Origin of the sequence: Bifidobacterium sp. UTBIF-78, from assembly GCF_006408945.1 — a bacterium.
Lineage (GTDB): Bacteria > Actinomycetota > Actinomycetes > Actinomycetales > Bifidobacteriaceae > Bifidobacterium > Bifidobacterium myosotis.
Map to the genome: position 1 here is coordinate 1 of NZ_JFAO01000037.1, position 18353 is coordinate 18353.

Here is an 18353-nt window from a genome sequence, read left to right on the forward strand (position 1 = left end):
TCAATTGACGATCGCGTCCGCTATCCGGTCCCCGGACCATCACGGGAACCATCCCCACGCCCCAAGGGCGTGGAAGACAATTGAAGATTTGCGGCGGTCATGGCCCAGGAGAGACGCCCGGCATCCATTCCGAACCCGGAAGCTAAGGCCTGGCACGGCGATGGTACTGCACCCGAGAGGATGTGGGAGAGTAGCACACCGCCGCATTCAATACTTACGAGAGCCCCCGGAGAGCACACGCCTCCGGGGGTTCTTCCATTCTGTCGCCATGATATGCGGGGGTTTTCCTGCATCCTTCCCGAACGATAAAAGCCCCTTGGGGCAACCTCTATATTTTTCCGTCATGACGCGCGGGGGCGGCGGGCCGCACGCATGCCACACATAACGGATATGCGAGAGACGATCCAGTGGCAGACATGACGGTTCCGAATCAACGACCAGCCTATTCTGAACCACACAGAACCGAATTTGAAGATACTCCTCCTTGGCCTCATCAAATTGCTGAAATAGATTCAGCGGCATCAAAGAAGTGCCGTGGAATCCCAGTGATTGAGAGGAGTTAGCCATGTTGGGCATCAATCCGTTTGACGTCCAGAATGCATTGCAATCAGCTCGGCCATATATCGTTGTCATAGTGGCCTTTATGGTTCTGGCGATTATTGCCACCGTTGCAGTGAATAAGAAGACCATTGCGCAAACGCATACAAGGAAATTGATTCACTCCCAGTCATGGATTGTTGCGTTGATTGCAATCACCGTCACAGCGGCCATGATGGTGTCAGGACCGTTTTCGACACTGCTGACAAATGTTTCGGACAAGACTTACGAGCTGTCTGAAGCGACCAAGACAAAGGCCGAGAAACTTGCCACAGACGTTTATCGTGAATCGGTTACGATGCTGAAGAACGATGATAACAACTTGCCTATAACCGGTACGAAGAAGCTGAATGTATTTGGGTGGGCGTCTACCAACCCAGTGTACGGAGGCACCGGTTCCGGCTCGCTCAACGACAAGTATCCGACCACATCCCTGCTTGATGGTCTCAAGCAGGCCGGTTTCGAGACGAATAGCGAACTGAGCAAATTGTACACAGATTATCGGGCAGACCGTCCCGAGGTGGGTATGAACACTCAGGATTGGACGTTGCCTGAAGTGCCCGCAGACCAGTATTCTGACGAACTCATCAGCAACGCCAAGGACTTCTCTGACGAGGCCGTTGTCGTCATTTCCCGTGTCGGTGGCGAGGGCGCCGATCTGCCGAAGGACATGAAGGCTGACGGCATCACCTACACCAACAACTCCGATGAGTATGAGGACTTCCAAGAAGGGCAGCACTTCCTGGAGCTGTCACAGAGCGAAAAGAACATGATTGATTTGGTGACCAAGAATTTCGAGAACGTCACCATCGTGTACAACGGCGCCAACCCGTTCGAGCTCGACTTCGCCAACGACTATCCGCAAATCAAGTCGGTGCTCTGGTGCCCGCCCGCAGGCCAGACTGGATTCATCGCGCTCGGCGAGGTACTGTCCGGCGAGACCAATCCGTCAGGTAAGACAGCCGATACGTTCGCCCGCGACTTCACCACATCCCCCAGCTACAACAACATCGGTGACTTCGACTATGACAACATGAGCGAATTCACCGGTAACTCCGCCGACACCGGCAAGGAAACAACCCCGACGTTCGTCAACTATGTCGAGGGCATCTACGTGGGATACAAGTACTACGAGACCGCGGCCGACGAAGGTGCCATCGATTATGATGCCACTGTGCTCTATCCGTTCGGATATGGCCTGTCCTACACCAGCTTCAAGCAGGAGATGGGCGATATCTCTTATAAGAACGGCAAAATCACGTTCGATGTGACGGTGACCAACACCGGCGACACCGCCGGTAAGGATGTGGTCGAGGTCTACTACAACCCGCCGTACACCAATGGCGGCATTGAGAAGGCATCCGCCAATCTGGTGGCATTCGAGAAGACCGATAAGCTTGAGCCCGGTGCCTCTCAGACTGTCTCCATCGAGTTCAACGACGAGGACATGGCCTCCTACGATTATCAGAAGGCCAAGGCATACGTGTTGGAGAAGGGCGATTACGGCATCTCCATCCAGACCGACTCTCACAACACGATTGATGAGAAGACCGTCACCGTGCCGCAGACGATAACCTACGACGAATCTAACCCGCGCTCTACGGACAAGACCGTTGCCACCAACGCTTTCGATGACGCTGCCGGCAACTATGAGGTGCTGAGCCGAGCCGACCACTTCGCCAACTTCGACGAGGCCACCTCGGCGCCGAAGTCATACTCCATGCCCGAAGAGGCGAAGGCTAAGTTCGTCAACATCTCCAACTACGACATCGAATCCCACAACAATGCGGATGACGAGATGCCCACCACCGGAGCCAAGAACGGCGTTCGTCTGGCCGATCTCCGAGGCAAGGACTATAACGATGAGGAATGGGACAAGCTGCTTGACCAGTTGACCTTCGACGAGATGGACAATCTGATCTCCACCGCGGGATACGGTACGGTCGCAATCGACAGCATCGGCAAGGTCAAGCTCACCGATCTCGATGGCCCCGCTTCGTTGAACAGCAACTTTACGGGCACTGGTTCGATCGGTTTCCCTGCGTCCGTGTCGTTCGCCTGCACATGGAACAAGGATTTGGCCACCCAGTTCGGCGACATCATTGCCGATATGGCCCGTGAGATCAATTGCCAGGGTTGGTATGCGCCGGCCATGAACATTCATCGCTCCACATTCTCCGGACGTAACTACGAGTACTTCTCCGAGGATTCCCTGCTCTCCGGCACCATGGCGTCCCATGAGATTGCAGCGGCCCGTGAGAAGGGCGTGTACTCCTACATGAAGCACTTCGCGTTGAACGATCAAGAGACCAACCGCCACAGCATGCTGTGTACATGGGCCGACGAGCAGACCATCAGAGAGATTTACCTGAAGCCGTTCGAGATGGCTGTCAAGGACGGTGGGGCACAGGCCGCTATGAGCTCCTACAACTACATCGGCACCACATGGGCCGGCGGCAACGCGAGCTTGCTCAAGACCGTGCTGCGTGGCGAGTGGGGCTTCCAAGGTACAGTGCTCACGGACTTCTTCAATGGCTTGGGTTACATGTACGGTGACCAGGCCATCCGTAATGGCGGTGACGCGATGCTCGCTGTGATGGACTCCACCAACCACATCACTGACAAGTCGGCGACCTCCATTAAGGCCATGCGCAACGCTTCCCACAACATCCTGTACACGGCAGTGAACAGCTGGATGTACGAGAATGGTGAACCGAAGAGCGCCACCCCGATGTGGAAGATTGCATTGTGGATCGTCTGTGGCATCATCGCCGTGCTAGCCGCAGGGCTGGAGGCGCTCACGATGCGAAGGTACCTCAAGCGGTGCAAGGAGCAGAAGGTGACAGTCGTGGTTGCCGAATAGTAAGCCGACTGGCTAATCGTGCTGTGGACCAGCCGCCGCATGTCCCGGCTGCGGCTGGTTACAGCCGCAGCCCGTAATGCCTTCTCGTAGGGGCGGGATCTTCTCGGATGGGAAGATCCCGCCCCTCCTGTATTGCTCGCGCCACATCCACTTGGTCATGTTCGTTCAGGAAATCAATGACCTGACGGGTGATGATTTCGGCGAACAATTGCACCTCTTTGGGTGCGTCGGATCGGTGTATCAGTCCATGCGGAATGGCGAGGTGATCATTAAGCGGCACTCCGGTGAGCAGTGGAACCATTTCATCCCAGTATTCCAGTCCCAACAGCGGCGTCCCTTCACGAAGACACCGGTTGAACAGGTCCGAACCGGAATGATAGGAGACGGTTTCCACCATGATATGCGGGTACAGTTCATTCATTCGTCGCTCCAATATGGCGATAGACGGGAGCCATGATTGTTCCGGCATGATGAGGCGCGGCCCTACAAGTTCGGCAAAATCGAGGTCGTGCAATCCCACGGGGCCATGTGAAGCGAGTGCGCTCTCGTTCGGTGTGTATAGGCTCAGCGGGGTCTGCCCCAGAGGAATGAACCGATATGTTTCCGGCACGCCGGCGGGATCGAAGTTCCCCATCATCACATCAAAATCGATGCCTATTCCCGCCGGAGGAGGGCCGATGATGCTCGTATCGGTAAAGTCGACGATTTGCAATTGGTAATAATCATGAGGATTGCGAAGTACGCCGGAGCTGCGGGAAGGCGTGGCCGAGGACCGATTTGTGGATTGGCTTTCGGATTGGTTTCGTCCGTGTCCGTCGGGTTGCGAAGAGGCCGGCTTGGCAAGGCTGCCCCAGATTTGCGCGAGCCTGGCATATTGATGGAAAGACGAGGAACCCACACGAATAAGGTAGGGGCCGTCATGTGCGGCCCTTAAGGCTTTGAGTTGGGCTTGTTCGGCGAAATCACGCATGGTCAGTACATCCGCATAATACGATTCGCCGGCCGGCGTGAGCGTGATACCGGCGAAATTGCGGTTGACCAGTTTTACGCCGACCAAGCGTTCCAGACGATTGACCTGATTCATCACGGACGTTGGCGTCGTATACAGCCGTTCAGCGGCCTTGGTGAAGCTGCCAGTCCGGACGGCTTCGATGAACATGGGTACGGAAGCATCCAACATAGGTATCAAGTTTACCTTGATACCTCATGAAGAAGTCCACTATTCTCAACGATTCCATGGGTTTCTAGTCTGAAATCAGATGTCTTTGGTGATGTGGAATCAAGGCGAGGAGGCTGGAATGCGGGAAATGCTGACTGTCGGTATTGTGGATGACGAGGATAAGCAGCGCGCCGAGCTGGTCAATTGCTTCCGTCAATACGAACGCGAGAATCCCGTTGATTTCACCATTCGTGAGTATGCTAGCGGCGAGGAACTGATGGCTAAGTACAGTTCCGATTTCGACATCATCACAATGGATGTGATGATGAATGGTGACGATGGCTTTTCCGTGGCGCGTGCGGTGCGCAATTGCGACATCGATGTGCCTATTCTGTTCGTCACTACAGCGGCTCAGTTGGCCATCCGCGGATATGAAGTCAGTGCGATGAACTACATGCTCAAGCCTGTTTCGTATTTTGCGTTCAAACGTGATGTGAATCGTTGCGTCACCATGCATCGGCAACGCCGCGCCGTGCACATGCTCACTTTGCCCATACCCGGCAGCGTGACCCGTGTGCCGCTCGACGACGTGACGTATATCGAGAGCTGCAAGGGACATCGCATCGCCGTGCATACGTTCGGACAGACTTATGGATTCATCGGAACACTGAAGGCTTTCCGTGAGAAGCTGGAACCCGACTGTGGCTTCATCTCCTGCAATTCCTGTTACTTGGTGAATCTCCGTCATGTGACCGGCTTGTGTGACAACGATTGCGAGCTGCGTGACGGCACCATGCTCGCTGTCTCACGCCGTTGCCGACGTCCGCTCCTCCAAGCGCTCGCAGCGGCCGTGGTGTAAGGGCGCCATCTTGGGTTTGAGCCTTATAGCCACGAAGTCCTAAGCAAGGGCTCAATCACGTTTGCATTCAGTCCAGACTTCCAACTGTTCGACCAATCGTGCGCGGGAAATGACAGGTTGTGTAACGTGGACGGCACAGCCCGACGGAACCTGATTCAATCAAACTAGCGACGAATCGTGTGCGATCCGAGCGCTGCGTGGATGCGGTGCCGGCAGTGTGGCGCAACGGGATTCGTCAGGCGGACGTACACGGTGCCAATGTGCAGTAATGCCAATATGACGGTGTCAACGGACAGCCAACGGACAACAGTGCAGTGCAAGGGAGAACGATATGGAACTCGAAGAACTTTCGGTGGCCGAGAAAGCGGCGATGCTCTCCGGCGGCTCCGAATGGGATTCGCGCGGCAACGACCGTGCCGGCATCCCCAGCTTTGTGATGAGCGACGGCCCCCACGGCGTGCGCCGACAGCTCGGCGAGGGCGACCACCTCGGTCTGGGCGCGTCCAAGCCCGCCACCTGCTTCCCGACCGCCGGCACCGTGGCCAACTCATGGGACCCGGAACTCGCCGAGGAGATGGGCGAGGCGCTGGGGCGCGAAGCGCACGACCTCGACGTCAACGTGTTGCTCGGCCCCGGCCTCAACATCAAGCGCAACCCGCTGTGCGGCCGCAACTTCGAGTACTATTCCGAAGACCCGATCGTGGCCGGGCGCATGGCCGCCGGACTGATTCGCGGCATCCAGTCCAACGGCGTCTCCGCATGCCCGAAGCATTTCGCGGTCAACAGCCAGGAGCTGCGCCGCCAGGCTTCGAACTCGGTGATCGACGAGCGCACGATGCGCGAGATCTACCTCACCGGCTTCGAGATCGCCGTGCGCGAGGCCGCTCCGATGGCCATCATGACCTCCTACAACGAAATCAACGGCGTCTACGCCCACGAAAACAAGCACCTGCTGCAGGACATCCTGCGCAACGAGTGGGGCTTCGACGGCATGGTCGTCTCCGACTGGGGCGGTTCGAATTCCGCCGTCGCCGCGGTCAAGGCTGGCGGTTCGCTCGAGATGCCCAGCCCCGGCTTCACTTCCGTGCGCGAACTCGAAGGCGCGGTCAAGGCCGGCACGCTCTCTGAGGCCGATCTCAACGCGCGCGCCGCCGAAGTGGCCAAAATCGCCCGACTCACCAAAACCGAGGGAGTGGGACGCAACGACCTGCTTAAGGATGACATCATCGCCGCCCACCACGCCGTCGCACGTAAGGTCGCCGAAGGCTCGTCCGTACTGCTCAAGAACGACGCGAGCCAGCTGCCGCTGCAGCACGGCACTCGTGTGGCCGTGGTCGGCGATATGGCTGCAACCCCGCGATTCCAAGGCTCCGGCTCGTCCAAGGTGAACGCCACCCGCGAGGAGAACATTCTGGACGAGCTGCGTAACCCTGAAACCGCCGCGCAGACCGGCGTCACCGTGACCGGCTACGCCCAAGGCTACGACCGTCAGGGCGCTGCCAATCAGCAGCTTGCCGACGAGGCCGTCGCGCTTGCTTCGCAGGCGGACACGGACGTCGTGCTCGCCGTGGTGGGACTTGACGAGCGCAGCGAATCCGAAGGCCTCGACCGGTCCACCATGGCCATCCCGCAGGTCCAGAACGACCTCGTGGCCGCGCTGGCCGCTGCCGGCAAGCCCGTAGTCGTGGTACTCGTGGCCGGCTCTCCGGTCGAACTGCCGTGGTTCGACGACGTGGCCGCCGTCCTGTACGTCGGACTTTCGGGACAGGGCGGCGCATCGGCCGCAGTGCGTGCGCTGACCGGTCAGGTCAACCCCTCCGGCCATCTCGCCGAAACCTGGCCGTTGAACTATGACGACTGCCCGTCCTCCGGCTGGTATCCGGCCATCGGCCGCGACGCCATCTACCGCGAAGGCCCGTTCGTCGGCTACCGCTACTACGAAACCGCCGACGTGCCCGTCCGTTTCCCATTCGGCTACGGATTGAGCTACTCGACCTTCACCTACGGTGATCTCGTCGCCGACGAAACCGGCGTGCAGTTCACGGTCACCAACGATTCGGACGTACCCGGTTCGACCGTCGCACAGTTGTATGTGTCCGGACCGTCGCGCACCGGGGACGCCGGCGTGCTTCGCCCGACCCGCGAGCTCAAGGGCTTCGCCAAAGTAACGCTGGACGCTCACGAATCCCGGACCGTGCGCATCGAATTCGACCGGTACACGTTCCGCCACTTTGATGCGGCGACCAACGCGTGGCGCACCGAATCCGGCATCTGGACTTTGAGTGTCGGAGCCAACGTCGAGGATCTGCCTCTCGCCACCGCATTCGCCGTTGCCGGCGACGTGGACGCCGAGCCCGCCGACGCCACCCTTGGCCATTACCTCACGGGTGACGTCAAGCAGGTGACCGATGCCGAGATGGCCGCGCTGTTCGGCCATGAGGTCATCGCCCCCGGCAAGCCCACGGTGCTCGGTGTCAACGACCCGATTTCCTCGTGGAGCGGCTCGAAAGGCTTCGTGGCACGAACCATCGCCAACACGCTGACCAGCCGTGAGGCCAAGGTCCGGCAGAAGACCGGTGCGCCGGACCTCAACACGCTGTTCATCCTCAACATGCCGCCGCGGGCCATGAGCAAGATGACCCAGGGCATGATCGACTCGGCCATGGTGGACGCCATCGTCAAGATTGCCAACGGCCACACCTTCCGGGGCCTCGGCGGCCTGATCGCCGGGTTCTTCCGCAACCAATCCGCCAACAAGCGCATCGCAAAGGAGCTCAATCATGACTGACAGCAACAAGGCCGCCGCCGAGAAGCTCGGGCCCATCCGACAGTGGATCAAGGACCATCCCACCATCTGGGAGTTCATCCTGTTCAACGTGCTGTCGAACATCTCCACCATCTCCCGCTTCGTGGTCACATGGATCGGCACGGCCGTGTTCGTGGGCGCGTTGGGGCTGACCGCGCCGTTCTACTTCCTGATCTTCAACTACCCGGAGTCCGGCAACGGTCTGGGTGGTTTCCTCACCTTCCTGTGCGCGGAGGTGATCGCGCAGGTGGTGAACTTCTTCGTGCAGATGAAGTGGGTGTTCAAGTCCGATTCCAGCTTCAGGGACGCCGCGTGGAAGTACGCGATTCTGGCCGTGGTGATCGTGGTGGTGAATCTCGTGCTGCCGGGCTACGTCACGTCGCTGTGCCAGGGCTGGGGCATGAATGCAGGCGTGGCCGGCACCATCGCCTCTGTGGTGAATACTTTGCTCGCCGTGGTGGTGAGCTATCCGCTGCTCAAGTTCTGGATTATGCCGAAGAACCAGTGAGATGAGGCGGGCGCTTCGGCGCTGCGTTCATGTGGTGTGGCCACGGTCGTCCTAGTCGACCGTGGCCACACCTGTATTCGGAGGTATTCCGCGGTGGAAGTTGCCCGGGGGAGATGCTTTCTCGCTTGCAAGGGGTACATCAGCGCTCCTGCGGACACGTATCTGCTTTGCAAGGGGTACCTCAAACGCAAAACCTCATGTATAACCGTTGCAATCGCGGCGTCCGTACACGAGGTTCATGAGATCATGTACCCCTTGCAAAGCAGATACATGTCCGCCAACCGCCCAATGTACCCCTCACAAGCAAGATACAGGGAAAGTGCGGGATCGAAACACAGAATCGCAAGACGCATGGGCGATGAATGGGACCACAGCACGGTTGCAAGAAAATGTGAGCAACGCCACATCGGTTTTCGAGAGCCGTCCGGTGTCGATCTGGACGGATGTCGGGGCTGTCGGAATGGCGGAAAATCAACGAGGAAAACACTACATCTAGTATCGCGCTCCGCGACACCCCACTACACATAGTGGCTTGATTGTAAATCACATGGTTGTAATATGGCCTTCGCTTCATTGTTCATTCTTTGTTCAGCAGCACCGCCAAGGGGGAGCAACACCATGACCGTCACCGTGTTCACCAAGCCGCATTGCCCGCAGTGCGAGGCCACCAAGCGTCAGTTCACCAAGCTCGGTGTGCCGTTCGAGACCGTGGATCTTGAGCAGAACCCGTCCACGCTCGAGCAGCTGCAGGCCGCCGGCTTCCGACAGGCGCCGGTGGTGATCACCCCCGACAACTCCTGGGCCGGCTACCGTCCGGACCTCATTCGCGAGGTCGCCAAGCAGGCCGCCGCCTCGGCCGCTGTTCCGGCTGCGGTCGCCGCGTGAGTGAGGACGTGGTTTCGAGCCTGAAGCCTGACGGCCGGCCAAGCGCCCGCATTGCCATTGATGGGTGCAACGGTGCGAAGAGCAGCGCGCAAGATGGCTCACTGCAGGGCGACTCGTCGGCCATGGGGCAGGAGACAGAAGCGCATGCCGATTCCGTCGCCCCTAGCCGCCCTGAGTATGCCGCGCAAGACAAGGCAATCGGTGCGCTGGTCTATTTCTCCTCCGCATCGGAAAACACCGCGCGGTTTGTCGCCGGTTGCCGACTGCAGGACGAGGGCATCAACGTCTACCGCATACCGCTGAAAGCCGTCGATGAGCCGCTGAATGTGCGCGAGCCGTACGTCATCATGGTGCCCACCTATGGCGGCGGCGTGGTCAAGAAAGCCGTGCCCGTTCAGGTCAAACGCTTCCTCAACGACCCGGCCAACCGGGCGTGGATCAGGGGCGTCATCGCCTCGGGCAACACGAACTTCGGCGAGGCCTACTGCGCGGCGGGAGACATCATCGCCGCCAAGTGCGGAGTGCCGTTCCTCTACCGATACGAACTCATGGGCACCCCCGAAGACACCGCCGCCGTGCGAGACGGGCTTGTCCGCTTCTTCACCAAGAACGCGCAATAGGACGCGGAACGGCCGTACGATGCCGATACCCCACGGAGAAGGCCGGCGTGCGCTGGTTCCCGCTCGGACTCACGCCGATTCGCTTGAGCCAAGCGAGAAGCCTCGGGAACGCATGGCACACCCGCCACGGACGAGTGCCGCGGACGAGTGGAAAGACAACGCCTTTCGGAGATGGGAGCCGTGGCTCCGGCCGGCCCCCATCCATCAACTTCTGTCATAACCATCCAAGGACCATCATCATGACCGATTTCACCAACACCGGCCTGCAGCTCGACAACACCGCCACCACCGCGGCCGAGCGTGACGCCGATCCGGCACACGACTACCACGCCCTCAACGCGATGCTCAACCTATACGACGAGAATCATCGCATTCAGTTCGACAAGGACAAGGCAGCCGAACGCGCGTACGTCACCGGTCACGTCGAGGCCAACACCATGCGTTTCGCCTCCACCGCCGAACGACTGCGTTACCTCATCGACAACCAGTACTACGACCCGAAGGTGTTCGGACAGTACACCCCGGAATTCCTCGACCGCTTCTACGCGCACGCGGAATCCACCGGCTTCGAGTTCGGTACGTTCCTGGGCGCCTTCAAGTTCTTCAGGTCCTATGCGCTCAAGACCTTCGACGGCAAGCAGTACCTCGAGGACTTCCCGCAGCGCTGCGCCGCCGTGGCCCTCGAACTCGCCGCAGGCAGCGAGGATCGCGCCCTCGAGTACGTCGACGAGATGCTCGCCGGTCGTTTCCAGCCGGCCACCCCGACCTTCCTCAACCTCGGCAAGGCCCAGCGCGGCGAGCCGGTGAGCTGCTTCCTGGTGCGCATCGAAGACAACATGGAGTCCATCTCGCGCGGCATCAACGCGGCCCTCCAGCTCTCCAAGCGCGGCGGCGGCGTGGCCCTGCTGCTGAGCAACCTGCGCGAGCTCGGCGCGCCCATCAAGCACATCGAGAACCAGTCCAGCGGCGTGATTCCGGTCATGAAGCTGCTTGAGGACTCGTTCTCCTACGCCAACCAGCTCGGCGCGCGCCAGGGCGCCGGCGCGGTGTACCTCAACGCCCACCACCCGGACATCCTGCGCTTCCTCGACACCAAGCGCGAGAACGCGGACGAGAAAATCCGCATCAAGTCGCTCGCCCTTGGCGTGGTGATTCCGGACATCACCTTCGAACTGGCCAAGCAGAAGGCCCAGATGGCCCTGTTCAGCCCGTACGACGTGGAACGTGTCTACGGCAAGCCGTTCGCGGATGTTTCGGTCACCGAACATTACGACGAGATGGTGGCGGACGACCGCATCAGGAAGACGTACATCGACGCCCGCAAGTTCTTCACCACCATCGCCGAACTGCAGTTCGAGTCCGGCTACCCGTACATCATGTTCGAAGACACGGTTAACCGTGCTAACCCCATCGAAGGCCGCGTGACCATGTCCAACCTGTGCTCCGAGATCCTGCAGGTGCAGGAGCCGAGCGCGTACAACGAGGACCTGACCTACGCCCATGTGGGCCGCGACGTCTCCTGCAACCTCGGCTCGCTCAACATCGCCAAGGTGATGGACGGTGGCCGTCTGGGTGGCACCGTTGAAACCGCGATTCGCGCGCTCACGGCCGTCTCCGAGCACACGTCGATCAACGCCGTGCCCTCGATCCGACGCGCCAACGAGGAAGGCCACGCCATCGGTCTCGGCCAGATGAACCTGCACGGCTTCCTGGCCCGCGAAGGCATCCACTACGGCTCCGAGGAAGGCCTCGACTTCACGGACATGTACTTCATGACCGTGGCCTACCATGCCTACCGGGCCTCGCATGCGCTCGCCGTGGAACACGGTCAGGCGTTCAGAAGCTTCCCGACCTCCGCCTATGCCAAGCCGGTCGGCGAGGGCAACTACTTCGACAAGTACACCGATGAACGCCGGTCGCTCGAGCCGCGTACCGCCCGCGTGCGGGAGCTGTTCGCCAAGTTCGGTATCTCGATTCCGACCGTGGCCGACTGGGTGGCGTTGCGTGACGCGATTCTGCGTGATGGTATCTACAACCAGAACCTGCAGGCCGTGCCGCCCACCGGTTCGATCTCGTACATCAACCACAGCACGAGCTCGATCCACCCGATCGCCTCGCCCATCGAGATCCGCAAGGAAGGCAAGCTCGGCCGCGTCTACTACCCGGCCGCCTACATGACCAATGAGAACCTCGAGTACTACAAGGACGCCTACGAGATCGGCTGGAAGGCCATCGTGGACACCTACGCCGAGGCTACCCAGCATGTGGATCAGGGCCTGTCCCTGACGCTGTTTTTCCCGGACACCGCTACCACGCGCGACCTCAACAAGGCCCAGATCTACGCTTGGCGCAAGGGCATCAAGACGCTCTACTACATTCGCATCCGTCAGCAGGCGCTTGAGGGGACCGAAGTCGCCGGCTGCGTCTCCTGCATGCTGTAGTTGACGTGGATGTTGACGTTGATGCTGGCGCTCGCGTTGACGTTGACACCAACGTTGATGTTGACGCGATGGGGAATGGCATGTGTCGCCCGACACGCTCAAGGCCGCTCGGCCAAGCCTACGGTCGGGCAACACATGCCATCCCCCATCGCTGCGCTCGCTGGTTTTACGAATCGTTATATTGCAATTGAATACGTAGCGGTTGGTTGACGGACGTGTTGTCCGACCGTAAAGACTTGGCCAGAGCGGCCCGGAGCGTGTCGGACAACACGTCCGTCAACCAACCGCGTCAACCCGATAAGGAACAACAATGGCACCAATCTCCATTCCACGTAAGCCCCTGAAGCTCATCGACCGCGTTTCCGCGATCAACTGGAACCGTCTCGAGGACGAGAAGGACCTCGAGGTCTGGGATCGTCTCACCGGCAATTTCTGGCTGCCCGAGAAGGTCCCCGTCTCCAACGACATCCCTTCCTGGCAGCAGATGAGCGAGGAGGAGCACACGCTCACCATGCGCGTGTTTACCGGTCTGACCCTTCTGGACACCATTCAGGGCACGGTCGGCGCGGTCTCCCTCATCCCGGATGCGCTCACCCCGCACGAGGAGGCCGTGTACACCAACATCGCGTTCATGGAGTCCGTGCACGCGAAGTCGTACTCGTCCATCTTCTCCACCCTGTGCTCCACCGAGCAGATCGACGCCGCCTTCGATTGGAGCGAGGAGAACGAGTTCCTGCAGAAGAAGGCCGAGATCGTGCTCGACTATTACGAGGGCGACAACCCGTACAAGCGCAAGGTGGCCTCCACCCTGCTCGAATCGTTCCTCTTCTACTCCGGCTTCTACCTGCCGATGTACTTCTCCGCGCACGCCAAGCTCACCAATACCGCCGACGTGATTCGTCTCATCATCCGTGACGAGGCCGTGCACGGCTACTACATCGGCTACAAGTACCAGCGCGGCATCGAGCGTCTCACCGAGGCCGAGCGTGCCGACATGCAGGATTACACGTACGACCTGCTCAACGAGCTGTACGACAATGAGGTGGGATACACCGAATCGTTGTACAGCGGCGTCGGTCTGGTCGAGGACGTGGAGAAGTTCCTGCACTACAACGCCAACAAGGCCCTGATGAACCTCGGCTACCCGGCGCTTTTCCCGGCCGAGATCTGCGACGTGAACCCCGCGATCCTGGCCGCCCTGAGCCCCAATGCTGACGAGAACCACGACTTCTTCTCCGGTTCCGGCTCCTCCTACGTCATGGGCAAGGCCGAGGAGACCGACGACGACGATTGGGACTTCTGATTCGTCTTGATGATGTGCGGTATGCCGCTTGTTGCAGGTAAAACATGTCTCCGACGAGCGCTGCGAGTAAGTCGCAGGTAAAACATGCCTTCGTAGAGGCCGTAATTGGCTCTACAACAGCACATTTTACCTGCAGCACGGTGTACTATGCCTGTTTCACCTGCGGCCGGTCCAATAATCCGGCCTATTCCACCTGCAGCCTATGGGAGCTGCCTCGTTTTGCCTGCGATTGGTGTGCTGTCGGCACCTGTTTTGCCTGCAGTACATTACAGGCCAATGCATACGACGAGTCTCTGCAGGTAAAACAGTCATTGTTGTCTCTGCTCTACTGACTTTGACGTTAGAAGCAAGCGTTAGAAGCAAGCTGGTGGGGTTGATTTCCTTAGGAAGTCAACCCCACCAGAACTATTCGCTGATTAACCCATGTCAATTCTGGTTTAACAGACCCTTTTGCCACGCTGATTCACCGCCGATTCACCGAGGAATCAGCACGGTGAGCACGAACCAGTGGTCCTCGGTCCGGATCGTCACTTCGCCGCCGTACTGCGTGGCGATATGACGTATCGACTTCACGCCGAATCCGTGCCGGGAGGCGTCCCGTTTGGTTGTGCGCAGCGCGCCGGTCGAGTCCTTCTTGAGCGTCGAATCGTAGTAGTTCTCCACACGAATCACCGTGAATCGGCCCTGGCCGTACAGGGCCAGTCGGATGAGCCGTTGCTGGGGATTCGGCAGCTTGCCAGTCGCCTCGATGGCGTTGTCCAGCGCATTGCCGAACAATGAGGCGATATCCATCGAGCTCATACCGGCGAGCAGTTTGCCGTCCGCCACAGCCGTCAGTGTGATGCCACGGTCCGTGCATGTGCGCATCTTCGTGGTCAGGATCACGTCCAGCACCGGATTGCCGGAATGCTGCTGCGCGCTGGCCGCCGCCACCGAATGCTCCAGCTGTTCGAAGCCGGCCGCCACATGCTCGGGGTCCACCTCGGCTCGCAACGCCGCGATCTGATGCTTGAGGTCATGGGCCAGCCGCCCGATGGACTCGATGTTCTCCTTCGACGCCAGATACTCCTGATGCTGGCTATTGAGTTGAGCGTTGATCGAGGCCAGCTCGGCGCTCGCCGCCATGCGCCGCGCCTGCTCCTGCTGGGCGTACAGGATCGCGAAACCACAGAAATCCACCAGCGTGCGGATGTAGAACACCTCCTGGCCGACCGTTCCGGAGAACGGCGTGTTGGTCGAGACGAAACTCAGGTTGCTCATCGCGAACGTCACGATGGTGATGGCCACCGTGCCCACCGAAAGCTGCCAGGTGGTACCGGTCGGGGCGTCATGCGCGAAATTGCCACGCTCGATCGCCCACGCAGCGGCGAACCCGGCCGCGTATGTCGCCACCAGCAGTCCGGCCGACCACAAGGCGTTGCCGCCATCCCCGGATTTCAGGCTCAGGAACGTCACGAGCTGCCAGTGCAGCGATGCCACCAGTTCGGCCAGTACGAACGCGCGCGCCGTGATATACAGCCCTTCGCGATTGCCGGTGCCGGCGCCGAACCGCACGATCGCCCACATGCCGCCGAACGCGAGCAGCATGCCGCCGACCCAGAACCACAGCGGCATCGCGCCGTCGAAATACTGGATGCCGATCATGCCGGCAAGCCCCAGCGCCCCCACTGCAATCGTTCGCTGCCGGGGCACGCGCCGGTAGATGACCATGAGATAGGTCACGCAGGCCATCCATTCGCAGATTCCCGTATACAGGCGGGGGATGTCCGGCAGGGCGTTGGTGATGGTTCCGCCGATCATGCCGACTTGCCTGTCGCGCTGTCGTCGGTCGTGCCGCTGTCGTCGGCCGTGCCGCCGACGGTCGCCGTGCCGCCGGCCCCCATACGCGCGGTCGGCCCGGACGCGCCCATGTAGTTCGTCAGTGCGGTCAGGAACGCCTTCTTGCGCGGCCGGCTCACCCTCAGGCGCTCGGCGTTCGACATCACGCAGTCCTGTCCATCCACACCCACCACATGCCGCAGATTCACCAGATAGCAGGAGTTGGAGCGGAAGAAGTCCTGATCCGCCAGCCGCCCCTCGAAGTCCTTCAGCGTGCCGGACACCGACAGTTTCCCATCGAGCGTGTGGACGATGATCGTATGCCGGATCGACTCGATGTACGTCACATCCGAAAGCTCCAGCCTCATCTGATTGCCGCCGGCCTCGATGAGCATCGACCCGTCCGAGCGCCGGCGCACCATGTCGATGGAGCGTTTGAGCTCCTGACGGAACGCGAAATACGGCACGGGCTTGAGCAGGTAGGAGAGCGCCTGCACCTCGTAGCCGTTGATGGCGTATTGCGGCGCGGCGGTGATGAACACGATCACCACCGAGTCGTCGCGCTCGCGAATGCGCCGCGCCGCCGACATGCCGTCCATATGCGACATCTCGATGTCCAGAAACAGGATGTCATACGTGGGCGTGTACCGCTCCACAATCGCCTCGCCGTCGTTGAACACGGAGATCGTGAACTCCACGCCGGTCTCGCTACGGTATTGGTTGAGATAATCCAGAACACGCTGGCACGCCGACGGGTCGTCCTCGACCACTCCCACTCTCACACTGCGCATGACCTTACCTCCCTGTCATGTTCCTCCTGCATCCTATCCCAGTGCGGGCGATATCGGCGATATCGGTCGCCTCGCCGGGTACCGTGCGCGCCTCGACGCGTGCCCCGGTACCGCTTTCGAACAGGGCGTCACATCTCCCGTACCTTCACACGGCAGCGACACGACGGCGGTACGCTGTACGTATGGAACATGAGCCGTTGGTCAGCATCATCATCCCGGTGTACAAAGTCGAGCGGTACCTTGACAAATGCGTGGCGAGCGTGGCCGCGCAGACCTACGCCAATCTCGAAATCCTGCTCGTGGACGACGGCTCGCCGGACGGCTGCCCGGCCATGTGCGACGCTTGGGCCGCCAAGGACGCCCGTGTGCGCGTGATCCACAAGCCCAATGGCGGCCTATCCGACGCGCGCAATGCCGGAATCAAGGTCGCCACCGGCGCGTACATCTACTTCGCCGACTCGGACGACACCGTGGCCCCCACGCTGGTGGAGGACTGCCTTGCCGCGATGCGCGACTACGACGCCGACCTCGTGATGTTCCAGTTCGACACCATCTCCGAGAACGACAAGCCGTTGCTGTCCAACTACCGGCACAACGATTATTCCGAAGTCCAGATCCTCACTCCGGTCGAAGCCATCAAGAAGCAGGTCAAGGCCGAGATCGACGGCTATTTCTGGGCGTTTCTGGCACCTGCCGCCACCTACCAGAACACCGGCTTCTCCTTCCCGGTGGGGCGCAAGATCGAGGACCTGTCCCGCATCTGCAACGTGATCGGCGAGGCCACGCGCGTGGTCCGCATCCCCAAGGCCCTCTACCACTACCGCATGCGCGAGGGGTCGATCACCGCCAGCTGGGACCCGCAGCTCACCCGCGACTGGACCCGTGCGGCCGATGACCGCGAGGAGTACATCGTCCACCGGTTCCCCGAGCTCAAGGGGTTCATGACCCTGCAGCAGCTGAACTTCTTCGCCAACCTGGACTACGAGACCATCCGACAGTCGCTGATCGCCGGGCTCAAGATCGACCCGGAGGACGCGGACGCGCTGCGCCGGCGCATCGAAGGACTGACCAAGTCCGCCAGCGAGGGTGACGAGCCCATCCCCGAGACCTTGCGCGAACTGCTGGGGCTGTTGAAGATGGGGGTCGCCAAGGTCGCCGATGGTGCCGCCGACGCGCTCTCGGATAGTGTCGCGGCCGGTGAGGGAACCGGGGACGGAATCGCCGATGATGGGTCGGTCTCCGGGCTCGCCGCGATCAAGGCCGCGATTGGCGCGGGCATTCCCGGTTCGGTCGGCAAGCGCGCGGCATCGGCGGACGCCGGTGCCGGCGTGGCCGGTCCCGCTTACGACGCTGCCACATGGGCAGAGCGGTTCCGCGACATGCGCGAGGATTGGCGCCAGCTGCGCATCCAGCGCATGGAGGAGGCCGAGGAAAGGCGCGACGAGCGCAAGGCCGAACGGGAGGCCCGCCGCAACGGCGTCAGTTTCGACGCCGAGCGGTAGCAGATGTCCGCTGCGACACGCGGTGCGAAAAATTTCGCGCGATTGTCCTTGAGTTTGTACGCGGCCCGTGTATAGTGATTCTTGGCTCAACGAAGAGAACCTTCACTGAACCGGAAAAGTAAACGCTGAAGCTTGCAGTTTCCGAAAGCAAAGTTGTCGACGGTAGCGACAGGTCGAGGCACAGTAAATAACCGAAAATCC

The 18353-nt window shown here is 60.4% G+C and carries 12 protein-coding genes and 1 rRNA gene; 10 read left to right on the plus strand and 3 right to left on the minus strand.

Translation table 11 applies throughout. The features are described from left to right. Positions 1 to 89 precede the first annotated feature (89 nt). Positions 90 to 207, plus strand: a 5S ribosomal RNA gene (rrf, locus tag BG22_RS08450). Between the two features lie 358 nt (positions 208 to 565). Next, positions 566 to 3460 (plus strand): glycoside hydrolase family 3 N-terminal domain-containing protein, encoded by a 2895-nt coding sequence (locus BG22_RS08455; RefSeq protein ID WP_140494789.1) that lies wholly within the window; start codon positions 566 to 568, stop codon positions 3458 to 3460. Positions 3461 to 3518: 58 nt separating this feature from the next. Here the strand turns inward: BG22_RS08455 and BG22_RS08460 are convergent, their stop codons facing one another. Further along, positions 3519 to 4640 carry a LysR family transcriptional regulator gene (locus BG22_RS08460; RefSeq protein ID WP_140494791.1) on the minus strand — a complete coding sequence of 374 codons (1122 nt, stop codon included), beginning with the start codon at positions 4638 to 4640 and terminating at the stop codon, positions 3519 to 3521. A gap of 79 nt (positions 4641 to 4719) precedes the next feature. On the opposite strand from BG22_RS08460, the gene BG22_RS08465 reads away from it, so the two are divergent. The 7 genes from BG22_RS08465 to nrdF all read left to right on the plus strand — a co-directional run bounded on the left by BG22_RS08465 (position 4720) and on the right by nrdF (position 14041). Beyond that, positions 4720 to 5478, plus strand: coding sequence for a LytTR family DNA-binding domain-containing protein (locus BG22_RS08465; RefSeq protein WP_140494794.1), 759 nt, complete (start codon positions 4720 to 4722; stop codon positions 5476 to 5478). A gap of 331 nt (positions 5479 to 5809) precedes the next feature. After that, positions 5810 to 8266 (plus strand): glycoside hydrolase family 3 C-terminal domain-containing protein, encoded by a 2457-nt coding sequence (locus tag BG22_RS08470; protein ID WP_140494796.1) that lies wholly within the window; start codon positions 5810 to 5812, stop codon positions 8264 to 8266. Continuing rightward, positions 8259 to 8792, plus strand: a complete 534-nt coding sequence (locus BG22_RS08475) for a GtrA family protein (protein ID WP_094668024.1) — start codon at positions 8259 to 8261, stop codon at positions 8790 to 8792. Before BG22_RS08470 ends, BG22_RS08475 begins: the two co-directional genes overlap by 8 nt. Before the next feature lie 618 nt (positions 8793 to 9410). Beyond that, positions 9411 to 9677 carry a glutaredoxin family protein gene (locus tag BG22_RS08480; RefSeq protein ID WP_094668023.1) on the plus strand — a complete coding sequence of 89 codons (267 nt, stop codon included), beginning with the start codon at positions 9411 to 9413 and terminating at the stop codon, positions 9675 to 9677. A 122-nt stretch (positions 9678 to 9799) separates the two neighbouring features. Continuing rightward, the gene (gene nrdI, locus BG22_RS08485) at positions 9800 to 10297 is read left to right on the plus strand and encodes a class Ib ribonucleoside-diphosphate reductase assembly flavoprotein NrdI (protein ID WP_181163461.1); all 498 of its coding nucleotides are present in this window, start codon (positions 9800 to 9802) and stop codon (positions 10295 to 10297) included. A 239-nt stretch (positions 10298 to 10536) separates the two neighbouring features. Continuing rightward, positions 10537 to 12738: a class 1b ribonucleoside-diphosphate reductase subunit alpha gene (nrdE, locus tag BG22_RS08490; protein WP_140494799.1), complete on the plus strand. Its 2202-nt coding sequence runs from the start codon at positions 10537 to 10539 to the stop codon at positions 12736 to 12738. 310 nt (positions 12739 to 13048) lie between these two features. Further along, positions 13049 to 14041: a class 1b ribonucleoside-diphosphate reductase subunit beta gene (nrdF, locus tag BG22_RS08495; protein ID WP_094668021.1), complete on the plus strand. Its 993-nt coding sequence runs from the start codon at positions 13049 to 13051 to the stop codon at positions 14039 to 14041. A gap of 474 nt (positions 14042 to 14515) precedes the next feature. Here the strand turns inward: nrdF and BG22_RS08500 are convergent, their stop codons facing one another. After that, positions 14516 to 15838 (minus strand): ATP-binding protein, encoded by a 1323-nt coding sequence (locus BG22_RS08500; protein WP_181163462.1) that lies wholly within the window; start codon positions 15836 to 15838, stop codon positions 14516 to 14518. Beyond that, positions 15838 to 16650 (minus strand): LytTR family DNA-binding domain-containing protein, encoded by an 813-nt coding sequence (locus BG22_RS08505; RefSeq protein WP_140494802.1) that lies wholly within the window; start codon positions 16648 to 16650, stop codon positions 15838 to 15840. The genes BG22_RS08500 and BG22_RS08505 overlap by 1 nt, the downstream gene beginning before the upstream one ends. A gap of 182 nt (positions 16651 to 16832) precedes the next feature. Between BG22_RS08505 and BG22_RS08510 the strand changes: the two genes are divergently transcribed. After that, positions 16833 to 18152 carry a glycosyltransferase family 2 protein gene (locus BG22_RS08510; RefSeq protein WP_258186290.1) on the plus strand — a complete coding sequence of 440 codons (1320 nt, stop codon included), beginning with the start codon at positions 16833 to 16835 and terminating at the stop codon, positions 18150 to 18152. Positions 18153 to 18353 lie beyond the last annotated feature (201 nt).

Excerpts from the sequence above, each read along its gene's own strand:
- BG22_RS08455 (WP_140494789.1), top strand. The coding sequence starts at position 566 with ATGTTGGGCATCAATCCGTTTGACGTCCAGAATGCATTGCAATCAGCT.
- BG22_RS08460 (WP_140494791.1), bottom strand. The coding sequence starts at position 4,640 with ATGTTGGATGCTTCCGTACCCATGTTCATCGAAGCCGTCCGGACTGGC.
- BG22_RS08465 (WP_140494794.1), top strand. The coding sequence starts at position 4,720 with ATGTCTTTGGTGATGTGGAATCAAGGCGAGGAGGCTGGAATGCGGGAA.
- BG22_RS08470 (WP_140494796.1), top strand. The coding sequence starts at position 5,810 with ATGGAACTCGAAGAACTTTCGGTGGCCGAGAAAGCGGCGATGCTCTCC.
- BG22_RS08475 (WP_094668024.1), top strand. The coding sequence starts at position 8,259 with ATGACTGACAGCAACAAGGCCGCCGCCGAGAAGCTCGGGCCCATCCGA.
- BG22_RS08480 (WP_094668023.1), top strand. The coding sequence starts at position 9,411 with ATGACCGTCACCGTGTTCACCAAGCCGCATTGCCCGCAGTGCGAGGCC.
- nrdI (WP_181163461.1), top strand. The coding sequence starts at position 9,800 with ATGGGGCAGGAGACAGAAGCGCATGCCGATTCCGTCGCCCCTAGCCGC.
- nrdE (WP_140494799.1), top strand. The coding sequence starts at position 10,537 with ATGACCGATTTCACCAACACCGGCCTGCAGCTCGACAACACCGCCACC.
- nrdF (WP_094668021.1), top strand. The coding sequence starts at position 13,049 with ATGGCACCAATCTCCATTCCACGTAAGCCCCTGAAGCTCATCGACCGC.
- BG22_RS08505 (WP_140494802.1), bottom strand. The coding sequence starts at position 16,650 with ATGCGCAGTGTGAGAGTGGGAGTGGTCGAGGACGACCCGTCGGCGTGC.
- BG22_RS08510 (WP_258186290.1), top strand. The coding sequence starts at position 16,833 with ATGGAACATGAGCCGTTGGTCAGCATCATCATCCCGGTGTACAAAGTC.